Here is an 11,959-nt window from a genome sequence, read left to right as displayed (position 1 = left end):
CCACCGGAGCAAGATGGGGACTGGCCGGAGCCGAAGCGGTGTTGAAGCTCCGCGCGCTGACCGCCAACGGGCATCTCGACGATTACTGGAGCTACCACCTCGCCCGGCAACACGATCGTGTCCACCAAACCAGCTACCAGGACGGATATGCCCTCACTGCTTGATCGCTCAGGTCACTGAGTACGAGCTACACCCAGCTCAACATGGGCGACTGCTTCGCCTACGCCCTCGCCAAAGACCTCGACCAGCCTCTGCTCTTCAAAGGCGAGGACTTCCCGCACACCGACATAACCCCCGCCCAGCCCTGACGGTCCAGCATGCCCTCTGCCCAAGCGTGATCGCCAGGGTTCCTCGCGGGAGTATCGTGTGCTTCTGTGACTCGCTGTCCCCCTGACGACCATCTGGATGAGCTGATCGAGCAGGCGATCGTGGACGCCTACGGCGATGACGAACAGCTCTCCGGCTTCCATGTGATGATCGGCGACAACCTGGCGATGCCGTTCGAGACGACCGTGCTCGGCCTGCGGGTCACCGTCACCGCGATCGACTTCCTGGTCGGAAGTGGCATCGTGGCGATCTGCCGCCATGGCGAGCACAAGCAGGCGATCGGCATCCTCGATCTGCCGCAGCCCGACCCACCACCGGCCGGGGCCGAATGGATCCACGCGTTCCGCCGCTGGGCCGGATGAGAGCATGAGCGAATACCAGTACTACGAGTTCCTGGCCATCGACCGGCCGCTCACCGACCAGCAGCAGGCCGAGATGCGCGCCCTGTCCACCCGAGCCCACATCACCGCCACCAGCTTCGCCAACGAGTACCACTGGGGCGACTTCCGCGGCGACCCGCTCCGCATGATGGAGCGCTACTACGACGCCCACCTGTACCTGGCCAACTGGGGCACCCACCGGATCATGCTGCGCTTGCCCAAGGCCGTGCTCGACCCCAAGCAGGCCCAGCGCTACTGCGTGGGTGAGCAGGTCAGCGTCTGGACCAGCGGCGGACACCTCGTCCTCGACTTCACCAGCGAGGCGGAGGAGGAGTACTGGGAGGACGATGTCGAACGCTCGCTGTCGGCGATCGTCGGCATCCGCGCCGAACTGGCCTCCGGTGACCTGCGACCGCTTTATCTGGCCTGGCTGTCGGCCTACGGAACCTGGGAGCGCGACGAGGACGCCTTCGACTACGAGGAAGAGGACGCCCTGGAGCCGCCCGTCCCGCCCGGACTGGGCTCGCTCAGCGCACCGCAACAGGCCCTGGCCGACTTTCTGCGCCTGGACGACGATCTGCTCGCGGCCGCCGCCGAAGCCAGCCCGCCGGCGCAGCCCGTACAGCACGACCGGAATGCCTTGGCCGCCTGGATCGGCGCTCTGCGGGCCAAGCGCAAGGACGCGCTGCTGCTGCGGGTGATCGAGGAAGACGGCGCGAAGGTTCGGTGGGAGTTGCTGCGCGAGTTCGGCGGCGAAACCACCGGCCAGGAGACGGAGACGGGGCGGACGGTCGCCGAACTGCTGGATAGCGCCGCCGCCCGCCGCCACGTACGCGAGCAGCAGGAAGCCGCCCAGCGCGCCGAAGAGCAGGCCCGTAGGGAACAGGAGCGACGACAAGCCAGGGAGCTGCGCCTGAACCGGCTCGCCCAGGATCTCGACTCCGCGTGGGACGTGGTGGAGACCTCCATCAGCACCAAGAAGCCCCGCGAATACGACCAAGCCGTCGAACTCCTGCGTGACCTGCACGCCCTGGCCCTCCGCGACGAGCACACCGGCGCCTTCAACCAGCGCCTCACCCACCTCCGGGAACGACACCAGGGCAAGCCCAGCCTCGTCAAGCGGCTCAACGATGCAGGCCTCACAGCCGAGTAACCGGCGATTCCATGCCTGGTGGCGAGCGTCCGCACCAGCGAGATTCACCCAGCCACACTGCCCGGCCAGCCGAGAAGTGCACATGGTCAAGGGATGCCAACCGTTGCACGGTTGCTCGTTGGATGCTCATCGGCGCCTGATACGGCATGGCACCGGGCGGCATTCTCGGACATTTTGAGCGTGGGAAAGGCGTGACATAACGGCACACTAGGACACAATTCGATAGCAGGCGGCATTGAGAACTGCGGCTTTTAATCCGTAGGTTCCGGGTTCGAGCCCCGGGCGCCCTACCACTCCACACCCCATCCGACCTGCACTTTCTCGATTTTCAGGGGCCTCCGGCGAGGCGGAGACACGCCGTTGGTTGCTCGCTGGTTGCTCTTCGGCACGGGTCCGGCACATGGCCGGGCGCCCCGGAACCGGTTTAGGCCGGTTTGCCAAGCCAGACCCGCAAGAAGATCAAGGGAACACTGAGGGGCGTTCCCCCCGGAGTATGGACACGGGGTTCATGCTGCTTTGAGCAGACTATCGGGTTGCTGCTCGTAGTCGATCGGGCTCAGGTGCCCGAGGGTGGAATGCCTCCTTCTCGTGTTGTAGCGGGTGATCCACTTGAAGACCGCCAGGCGTGCTTGCCGCGCAGAGGACCAGCGTCGGGAGCCTTGGAGCGTCTCACGCTTGAGCGTGGCGTTGAACGCTTCCGCGGCGCTGTTGTCGGCGCTCGTGCCCACGACACCCGTCGACCGACGGACACCCAACTCGGCGCACAACTGCGCGAACTCCTTGGAGGTGTACTGACTCCCATGATCGGAATGGAAGATCGCGCACTCCGGCCTCGACGCCGCCCACCTTGCGGGTGCCGTCGGCGGCCCGGCCCGGCTCGCCCTCTGCCGTCAGGATCATGCCGCTCGCTGCGCGACCGGCCTCGGGCCTGACACTGCGAGGGGTCCTCGGCCGTGCCAGGGACCCCTCCTCTGGTCCGGTGCCGGTAGGGAGCTTAGAAGTCGAATTCGCCCTTCTTGGCACCGTCGATGAACGCCTCCCAGACCGATGGCGAGAAGACGTAGGGGGACTTTTCCGGATGTTCGGAGTCGCGCAGGCCCACGCGGCCGTCGCTCAAGGGGGCCGCTTCGATGCAGTCGCCGCTGTCGCCGGAGCGTGTCGCCTTGCGCCATTCGGCGGTTTCCAGCAGCTTGGTGGTTATTTCGTCCATTTCTCTACCATCTCCTCAATCATCTGGAGTGAGACCCGCCGGGGGAGGGCCTCGTTATGCAACATCTCATACTTCGACTTGACTTCCCGGACGCGTCCGGTGTCGGCGGTAATCTGGCTCAGCGTGATCGATTCCAGGTAGGCCGTGTCCGGCATCTCTGGTCCACTAGCAAGAATGAAAGCTCCTTGCAGGCCGGTGGTCAGCCATGAGTTGCGTGGGAGCACGCGGATGTTGACGTGAGGATGCTCATCCAGTGTGGCCAGATACGCCATCTGCTCGACCATTACCGCCTCGCTACCGGTAGGTCGGGTCAGGACTCCCTCGTCCAGTATTGCCCATAGCGTAGGCCTGTTGTCCTGGACCGCTGCCTGCTCTGGAACGAACGCCACCTGCGTCACGCCCTGCGCGAGTACGAACGGTTCTACAACCAGCACCGAGCCCATCAAGCCCTGATCCAAGCCGCCCCGCTGCGTCCCGTCCCGGACCCGATCACAAATCCTGAACGAATCACCGACCTGAACATACGCCGACGAGACTGGCTCGGGGGCGTCCTCCACGAGTACTCACATGCGGCTTGAACTGCACAGATGGAGTTTTCGGCAGGCGCAATGCTCGATAACCATCCCGGAACGCCAGAAAAACGGATAGTCAACCACAAAACCCCGCGCTTGACCGGCCCCGCTCCTTCAGGGATGAATGGATACGATCGAGGCTAGATGTCCGTAGAGAGAACGTCATCTATCTGAAATTCGAGCCCACCCAACTGCATGGCAAGCCGTTGCCCAGCCTCCAGGGCCGTGTCCACGTCCGCGGTCTTCGCATCCTCAAAGTAGACCGCTTTCGCAACGAGCCGAGACTTCTCGCGTACCAAGTCGGCACGACCGACGAGTGCATCGGCGACCACCAGGGGCATTACATAATAGCCGAAGCGCCGTTTCGCGACAGGCTTGTAAGCCTCAAATGTATAGTCGAAATCAAATACCCTACGGACTCGATCGCGATCCCAGATGAGATTGTCAAAGGGACTCACAAACGTCGGGCTGACCGACTGCAGTGAACCGTTGAGCACCGAGGGGTGCACCCAGGCACGCTCTCCCCATCCATCTACGCGGGCAGAGACAAGCCCAAGATCGGGAAGTAGAGGCTCGATTTCCAAACGTGACAGCCGAAAGTAATCAGCCAAGTCACCTGCAGTTGCTATACCATAGACACGCGCAGCACGATCAATGAGTTGCATCAAACTTTCGGCTACATCCGGCTCCTGACGAAGAAGCTGTTCGGGTATCCTTCTCTCCGGGGCGTCATAGACACGCTTCGTTCCGCGGCGTTCGCAACACACGATTGACCCCGTCCAGACAAGGAATTCTGCTGCTCGCTTTGTTTCCGACCAGTCCCATCCTGAGGACTTCTCGGTGCCTGCCTCTAGTTCCTTAAGAGTCTGAGGGCCGTCGTCTGTCAATAGCTGCACAATTCGCTGCGAAGCCTCCTGGGATGGAGCCCAAGAGGCTTTACGCAGCCTGTCGCGCAGAAAATGCCACAATGGCCAGTCGTCCACAGGAAGTATACAAACAGCATGTGCCCATGATTCGAAAACTAGCGCCTCCCCATCGGAAGTCCACAACGATACATCGATCGCGTCTCTGCCACTTAGTGAATAATCCCTAGCGAAACATACGAGACGATGCGCTCGATCCACACGTTGGATGGCGTCGAGTTGGATGGCCCCGAGGTGTTGGAGCATGTGCAGTGGACTGGAGTATCGGGCATTCTTCGCAAAACCATGACCTACAAGTGCGAGCTGGCGCGCTTCGGATCGAGAGATATCCATTAAATTAGGCCGTACTCCAACGTTACCCAATGGGGCGTGAAGTTAAACCGGTTCCAAAAGCAAGAAGTGGAAAGCCGGTTGTTCGTGCCGTGACATACGTAGACATAGTTGGTGCCTAGAATTCTCAGTCGGCATATGGCCTCAGAGACGAGAGCACTGCCTAGTCCGGCATTTCTAGATTCTGGCGCGACACATATCCATTCGATCACTCCGGCATAGCCAGGAGGAAGCCGACGTACCTTTCCATCATCGGGCATCATGAAGCTACCATACTGGATTGCTCCGACCAGCGTTCCTTTATGCTCCGCAACAAGCAGTCCTTGGCCGTTTTCGATGAGTTGGGCAAAAGTCGTACCCAGGATATCCGGGGCGCCTTTCGGCTCGCTGATGAACTGCGAGGTGGCAAGTTGATCCTTGACGTGCTGATAGTGAAGAGACGAAACGGAGGCAATATCGGCGAAGGTTGCGTCTCGAATTGTGCAGAAAGAATCCACCCTGTATGATGTAGAGCTGCCCTCCTGGTTGAAGGCTAGATACGACTCGGGCGAGAATCCGAGTCTACCCAACAGCGTCGCCCCTACTGCGTCGTTCAATGGGATATGGAACGTGAGGCGGTCTGCCGCATTGTAGCGCCGCTGCAAAGGCTCAAAGGGCGAGAAGGGCAGTGAAAGCACATCTGGAGTGACCGCAACGGTGGACGGGACTATAGGTTTTCGACCTTCAAAGGCTGCCACACCCGGGTCATCATTGCAAGAATAGTTCCTATCACACACATTGCAAGGTCTTGGGCAGGGGACCATCCCAGGAGCGTGAATGAATCGCTCGATATCGCTACCTCGCTTAAGCTGCGCGCGACGCTCGGGCTATTTCCTACGCGATGCCACCGTTGCCAAAGAAGCCGATCAATGTGCTCGCGTTGATGGGCTGTCAGTTCATCCGGGCCAACTATCTCTATCAAGCCCCTCTGCCTCCACGCAGTCGTTCCGATCACCAGTGGACTCCTTTTCATGCTCCAATTTGTCTCGCATTAAAGACTGAGGACGGCTAAGCCCACGAATTGCAATTACTACGAGAAGGATCCCAACGACAGCAACGCCGACGAGTGCATTACTATAGTCGCGAGCAGCTATAATCATCCCTCCCACGGCAATGCCGACTGTATAGCCCAGATCATTCCCGACCGCAACCCATGAGTTCGCCTCGTGCCTAACGTCGGCAGGTATCTCCTTGTCTATCAACAGATAAGAGTTGATGTAGAGTGGCGTGACCGCCAAGCCTGAAATAAGGAGAATACCCCCGATAAACCATGGAGAATCGGCCAAAGGCAGCAGTGCTAGGGGACTGCCAAAAAGCAGTGCGAGCTTAGCTTGACGCCTCCAGAGACTGCCCTTGAGCTTCAAGGCTCCATAGACAAGGCCCCCGATCAGTCCTCCTGCGCTGATCGTGGCAGTCAGAAAACCTGACGCCGCGATATTTCCACCGGCTGCGGCTATATTTGGAATTGCGATGGCGAGGAGGCCGAACGATATGCCTGTGACCACTACCGGCAATACCGTTTCTCGCAGATCCGAACGCGTTATTGGCCCTAGTATCGTGGCCAATAGCCTACGATGCCATGTTCCGTCGGCCAGGCCCACATGGTCTGGGCTCGATGTTTCGGCTGGCGGCACCTCTGCGAGAAGTTCTCGTCGAACAACGGGCGTTAGAATAGTCAGGAGGTTGCTCAATGATATCAAAATCGCCGTTGCGAGCAGGCCGTTTTCCACGCCCGCAGTCAGCATGAGAATCGAGGCGAGTACGGGGCCTAGAAGGAAGCCGGCTTCCTCGGTGATCGAGTCCAATACATGAAGCGACTTTACTTCTTCCTCGTTGCGCGCCATCTTTCGCCATGACACACGCACAGCAGTGTCCAGGGCGGGTGCTGAAATTGCGGAGAGGAGTGCAAGAACGCCGACCAGCCAGTTTGGCGCTTCGGGCTGGCGAGCAGTAGCGACCAAACCAGCGAACAGAAGAAGATAGAGAAGAGATTGAGGAATAATCGTCCGGCGAACCGTAAATTTATCGAGCACACGCGCACGCAGCGGCGCAGTGGACGCTAGGGCAAAGACCATGATTCCCTGGAGAATTGCCGCAGCAGCGTATCCTCTCGTATTAGCAAGGGATACCACAAATGCGATCGGGAATGCCGCACCAGCGAGGCGCCCCACGACGAGAGACGTTAAAAGAGTTGCAGACGCTGGCCTTGCAATTACAGCATAGCCTTTGATCACGCGTTCACCTCACTGGTTGCTTGAAGTGAGTCACGGTGCAGCAGAACAATCCTGCCAATTGGCGTCCCTCTTTCAAGTGTTATCGGTTTGTGTGGTCGCACAGCAAAGCTGACGCCACCATTTTTCTCAGTTTGGTTCACGTGCTTCGCGGACAATATTCCTGTTGGTACTTCAAGGGTGTTGGGTATGTCAAGACCGGTGAACATCAGGAACATGTCATCGGGAACGGTCGCTGACCAGTCGAGTCTCCACTCAATTGACCCTTCACCATTTGGGACGAACATCGACTCCCAGGCTCCTGAGCCATTCCTAAACTGGGTGACGCGCAGCCAATCGTTGCGTGTTGTTGCCAGCCAGCCTATGCCTCTGTTCCACACTTTAGTGCGACCAAGCATCCGCCCAACGTCAGCGGGCTCAGGCCGCGTTCGGCCTGGGTGTTGACCTTCTTGACCCGGCGGACGATCAGGCGGGCGGTGACCGCGCTGCCTCTTTTGCTGGTGAAGGCGGTGTAGCCGATCTCGGCGACCTCGGCATCAGAGACCCAGCCGCCGGCTTGGTCATCGAAGATGGCCTGGGGGTACTTGATCGGTGCCCCCGCCGTCTCGTCGATGGCTGCGATCGCTGCCTTGACCTTGGGGTCCAGTTTGGCGGTGACGGAGAAGCGCACGTCGCTGTCGTGGCAGGCGCCGACGAGTTCGGCGCTGTAGAACGCGCTGTCACCGCGCAGGATCAGGGTGCCCGAGCACAGCGCCTGCCGGGCGGTGGCGATCGACTCGCGTACCAAGGATGCCGCGCCGCGAGCGGAGTTGGCGCTGCCGCCGCGCAGCCGGGTCGCGGCCACGACTGGGGCGGCCAGCGGGGTGGACAGGGTGATGGTCAGCGCGTTGAGCCCGCGGACCAGGACGCTTTTTCCTTGGATCTTGGTGTGGCCGAAGCCGGAGCCCTGCTTGGCATAGCCGTAGGTGCGCCGCTGCATGGAGTCGATGTCGAGGAAGGCCAGCACGTCGGCGCCGGGCAGCAGCGGCGTGTGCCGGGCCAGTGCGGCGAGTACCTGCCGGGCGACCGTGTCCAGCTGGCGTACGTTGCCCCAGGTGAAGGCGCGCAGGAACGACCCGAGCGTGGACGGCGCGCGGATGCCGGTGAACAGCTTGCCCATCCCGCCGTGCCGCAGCGCGCCCAGGCCGTCGATACTGTCGGCGCCACAGGCCATCCCGGCCACGATCGAGGCGAGCTTCGCAGGAGCGTTCACCCCGCCTGCCGCCGCCCGCGTCACATGCTCACCGGTCAAACGCTCCAGGCCTGCCCGCTCAGCCAGCCGCAGCGCCGGAGCCAAGCCGCCGTAGGAGATCAGATGCTCTTCATCGAAGATCGCGTGAGTGTTGCCGGCGGCGTGGGAGAATCGCACTTACGAGGTGCCTTCCTGAGCTGGCTGATTGAAGCGTAGAGAACTCCAATCTTCCCAGTTCAGAGGGCACCTCGCCGCATTTCACAACGCATGCATCAGATTTCAAACCGTGGATCCAGGCTGAGTGCCCGTGTACAAACTGACCCCTACGCTTGCTGCCCGGGACGGATTTGCGAAGGCCGGCGAAGCCGCCAGAAGGGCGGTGAGAGCGGTAACCGCCAAGACGAGAACCGTGTTAGGCCATAGAGGCGAGGCCTGGCTTCTTGACCGGTGCTTTTTGCAGCTTTACTCAATGAAGATGTCCGGCAGGGAGTCGAGCAGGGCAAGGACTTCCTGCGCGGACGCCTGGCCGGATGACGCCGCGAAGTGCCGTACGGAGATCCATCAGGCGAACTCCAGACGGGTATCTCCGCCGTTCTCAGTGGTGCCGCGTCGGCAGGCGCACAGAGCGCGTGAACCGCGCGCCGACGGGGCTGAGTTTGTCACGATGCCTGCGGTCGCATGCCGTCTTCAGCCGGCTGCTGGACGGGGAACTCGCGCATGAGCCGCAACGGCGATGTGACGAGCCACAGTACCGCCATACCTACGCCGACCGCCGCTATGAAGATCGCCCATCTGACTCCGGCCACAGTCCCCAGCACGCCACCGAGCAGGCCTCCGACCGGCATGACGCCACAGATGAGGAAGCGAATCGTGGCGTTCGTTCGTCCGAGCAGATGCGCGGGGGTGACGGCCTGGCGGAAGCTGAGCTGGGTGACGTTGTAAAGAACCATGCCGGCGCCGGTGGCGATCTCGGACAAGGCGACCAGCGCTATCCGCCAATCAGCCTCTGCCAGCGGTACGAGCAGCATGAACGGCGCCGGCAGGACAAGGGCAAGCCACAAAGTCGTCCCCTGCCCGAACCACCGCACCACCCTGGCGTTGATCAAAGCGCTGACGACTCCCCCGAGTCCGCCCGCTGCCATGAGCAACCCGATCACGCCTGCGGGGATGCCGAGCTCCCTGACCAGCAGGACCAGAACCATCGGATGGATCATCGACAGGAACAGGTTGGCCGTGGCCGAGCAGCCGGCCAAGCGGCGCAGGAGCGGGTGTCCCACCACGAACACCAGGCCCTCGCGGATCTCCTTGACCAGATGATCACGGCGACGCTGCTGGACCATCTCCGGCTGGGCTATGGTGCGCAGGCACAGCGCCGACCAGACGAACCCCGCTGCGGTGACGAAGAACGCGACGGGCGCGGTGAGAACCTGGATGAGATAACCGCCGATGCCTGGTCCACCGACCTGTGCGATCGTACGGACAGTCTCCAGCGCCGAGTTGCCCTCCACCAGCCGCTCTCGGGCGACCAGGTGTGGTAGATAGCTCTGGTATCCGATATCGAAGAACACAGTGAACACGCCCAGCGCGAACGCCACCGCATACACCTGCTCGATCGTCAGCAGGTCCAGCCACCATGCCACCGGCACCGAGGTGAGCAGCAACGCCCGCGCGGCGTCGCTGACGATCATGGTCGAACGCCTGGGCAGCCGATCAACGATCGCGCCGGCCGGCAGCCCGACCACGAGGAACGCCAGCGTCTGGCAGGCGACCAACAGCCCCACGTCGAATTCCGAAGCGTGCAGCACGGAAACCGCGACCAGGGGCAGCGCGAGCATGAGGACCTGGCTGCCTACCTGGCTGGCGGTGTCGGCAAGGAACAACCTACGGAAGTCGCGATCTCGTAGCAGGCTCACTGAAGAGGCTCCGTAGGTCTTGGCGGTTCTTGTGCTGCCCAGCTACTGGCGAGGTCGAAATCGCGCTTTGAGACCGCGCGGAATGAGGAGTTCCACAGGCGTCGGCACCGCCTCGACGGCGTTGAGCACGTCGATGTCATAGTTTTCGGCAAGCCAGGCAAGGGCGAGAGTCAACTGCACCATGCCGAGCTGGTAGCCGAAACAGATCCGTGGTCCGGCGCCGAAGGGAAAATAGGCGCGCCCCACGTGGGGACGCTCCTGTCCGAGCCAGCGTTCCGGCTGGAATTCTTCCGGGTCCGACCACCATCGTGAATCGCGGTGCACGTGGTAGGCGCTGAACATCACCTGCTCACCGCGTCTGAGGTCATAGTGGGCGAGTGTGGTGTCCTTGTGCACCCATCGGCCCATCAGCCAGGTCGGCGGATATGCGCGCAGCAACTCTTGGAGGAACGCCGTCGTGTACGGGAGGTCGGAGACCTCCACCGGCTCGCCCGCCGCAGCCGCTCGCACAATTGCGCTCTCCCGGCGAATCTTGTGCAGATGAACGGGCTCAAGGGCGAACTGCCGCACCGCCCAGGCCACTGTGGCACCCGGAACGCCATGCGAAGCCCGCATCACGATGTCGAGCAGGCGGGTGACGGCGGTGGTGTCGAGGCCCTCCTCGCCTTGGGCCTTGAGCACGTCCAGGAGGTCGCGTGGATCCTCGCCGGGCCTCTCCTTCCTGGCCGAGACCTGGAGTTCCAGCTGGGAGAGAGCCCGCCGCTCCGCCTTCCTGAACCGGATGACCGTCGGCGCCGGGAACCATTGAGGAAAGCTGATCGAGCTTCTCATCAGGGGGACGGAAGCGTTGGCGGCACGGTCGATGATCTCGGCGACGGCCGACACGTCGCCCCCGTCACCACCGAGGCAATAATCGGCGACCGCGAACCCGAAGAACGATTTCATCATCGGCAGGACCTCGACCGCACGGCCACCGGACCGGCTGACAAGAGCTTCCAACTGGCCGAGGAAACGTTCTGCATGCGCAGTCGCAGCGGCCCTGTTCACACCATGCCAGCCTTTTCTGCGGGTGAGCATGAGTGTTCCGGTCTCGCGCATCTGCTCCGCTGCCGAGGTGCGATCGTCCGAGAACAGTGATCCCTCGGTGCGGAAGTCGGTGTTGGTCCGGAGAAAAATGTCATGGATGATCTCCGGGTCGCCCACCATGACGGTTGTGGGACTGAAACGGAAAACGTCGCCGAATTCCCTGTGACAGCGGTCGATGAACCCCAGGCGATCCTGCTCGTAGTCATAGGTGTTACCGAGCATCCGTCGCCCTGTTGGGCCCGGCACTGCACCGCGAGCTGATCCTGTCATCGCCATGCCGTCCTTCCTGCTGATGGGTGGCCGGGATACCCGGCCACCCATCTCGACCGGCTAACGCCGCCGATTTGTTACCAGGCCCAGTGGTAGCGGCCGCCCATCTTTCCCTTGTTCAGCCCCACCATTGTTGCGGCACAGTAAAACAGCTTCTTCACCGCGGGCACTCCCTTCTTGTGAACTCCAGGAACGTATATCGCGCACGTTCTCGTCCGTCACCCGACCAGGCGTCGGCCAGAGCACTATGGTCCTCATATCGGACAGAACATAACCAGGGCTTTTACCGGTCAT

At 61.7% G+C, this 11,959-nt stretch carries 11 protein-coding genes and 1 pseudogene; 3 read left to right on the top strand and 9 right to left on the bottom strand.

Features of this window, described 5'->3' with window-relative positions; all coding sequences use genetic code 11:
* The first annotated feature begins 203 nt into the window (after positions 1 to 203).
* The 3 genes from E1267_RS21650 (at position 204) to E1267_RS21640 (ending at position 1,860) form a co-directional block, all read left to right on the top strand.
* Entirely contained in the window at positions 204 to 308 is a 105-nt protein-coding gene (locus E1267_RS21650; RefSeq protein ID WP_281283680.1) for a type II toxin-antitoxin system VapC family toxin, read from the top strand.
* Between the two features lie 66 nt (positions 309 to 374).
* Positions 375 to 689 carry a hypothetical protein gene (locus tag E1267_RS21645; protein ID WP_132334411.1) on the top strand — a complete coding sequence of 105 codons (315 nt, stop codon included), beginning with the start codon at positions 375 to 377 and terminating at the stop codon, positions 687 to 689.
* 4 nt (positions 690 to 693) lie between these two features.
* The gene (locus tag E1267_RS21640; protein ID WP_132334410.1) at positions 694 to 1,860 is read left to right on the top strand and encodes a hypothetical protein; all 1,167 of its coding nucleotides are present in this window, start codon (positions 694 to 696) and stop codon (positions 1,858 to 1,860) included.
* A gap of 506 nt (positions 1,861 to 2,366) precedes the next feature.
* Here the strand turns inward: E1267_RS21640 and E1267_RS21635 are convergent.
* The 9 genes and pseudogenes from E1267_RS21635 to E1267_RS21595 form a co-directional block, all read right to left on the bottom strand.
* Positions 2,367 to 2,717, bottom strand: a pseudogene (locus E1267_RS21635) (integrase core domain-containing protein); the annotation flags it as partial.
* A gap of 137 nt (positions 2,718 to 2,854) precedes the next feature.
* Positions 2,855 to 3,070, bottom strand: a complete 216-nt coding sequence (locus tag E1267_RS21630) for a DUF397 domain-containing protein (RefSeq protein ID WP_132334408.1) — start codon at positions 3,068 to 3,070, stop codon at positions 2,855 to 2,857.
* The gene (locus E1267_RS21625; RefSeq protein ID WP_132334407.1) at positions 3,058 to 3,627 is read right to left on the bottom strand and encodes a DUF5753 domain-containing protein; all 570 of its coding nucleotides are present in this window, start codon (positions 3,625 to 3,627) and stop codon (positions 3,058 to 3,060) included. The genes E1267_RS21630 and E1267_RS21625 overlap by 13 nt, the downstream gene beginning before the upstream one ends.
* A gap of 155 nt (positions 3,628 to 3,782) precedes the next feature.
* On the bottom strand, positions 3,783 to 4,811 hold the full coding sequence (locus E1267_RS21620; protein WP_165959718.1) for a DNA glycosylase AlkZ-like family protein: 1,029 nt from the start codon (positions 4,809 to 4,811) through the stop codon (positions 3,783 to 3,785).
* Between the two features lie 86 nt (positions 4,812 to 4,897).
* A complete protein-coding gene (locus E1267_RS21615; protein WP_165959717.1) occupies positions 4,898 to 5,632 on the bottom strand; it encodes a GNAT family N-acetyltransferase in 735 nt (244 codons plus the stop codon).
* A gap of 198 nt (positions 5,633 to 5,830) precedes the next feature.
* A complete protein-coding gene (locus E1267_RS21610; protein ID WP_132334404.1) occupies positions 5,831 to 7,168 on the bottom strand; it encodes an MFS transporter in 1,338 nt (445 codons plus the stop codon).
* Positions 7,169 to 7,526: 358 nt separating this feature from the next.
* On the bottom strand, positions 7,527 to 8,573 hold the full coding sequence (locus E1267_RS21605) for a transposase (RefSeq protein ID WP_132334403.1): 1,047 nt from the start codon (positions 8,571 to 8,573) through the stop codon (positions 7,527 to 7,529).
* A gap of 482 nt (positions 8,574 to 9,055) precedes the next feature.
* Complete coding sequence (locus tag E1267_RS21600) at positions 9,056 to 10,309, bottom strand: MFS transporter (protein ID WP_132334402.1); 1,254 nt, start codon at positions 10,307 to 10,309, stop codon at positions 9,056 to 9,058.
* Positions 10,310 to 10,351: 42 nt separating this feature from the next.
* Complete coding sequence (locus E1267_RS21595; protein WP_281283681.1) at positions 10,352 to 11,665, bottom strand: cytochrome P450; 1,314 nt, start codon at positions 11,663 to 11,665, stop codon at positions 10,352 to 10,354.
* Positions 11,666 to 11,959: the final 294 nt, after the last annotated feature.

This window comes from Nonomuraea longispora, from assembly GCF_004348345.1.
Classification (GTDB): domain Bacteria; phylum Actinomycetota; class Actinomycetes; order Streptosporangiales; family Streptosporangiaceae; genus Nonomuraea; species Nonomuraea longispora.
The sequence above is the reverse complement of the archived record's forward strand: the minus strand, read 5'-3'. Positions and strand labels throughout refer to the sequence as shown.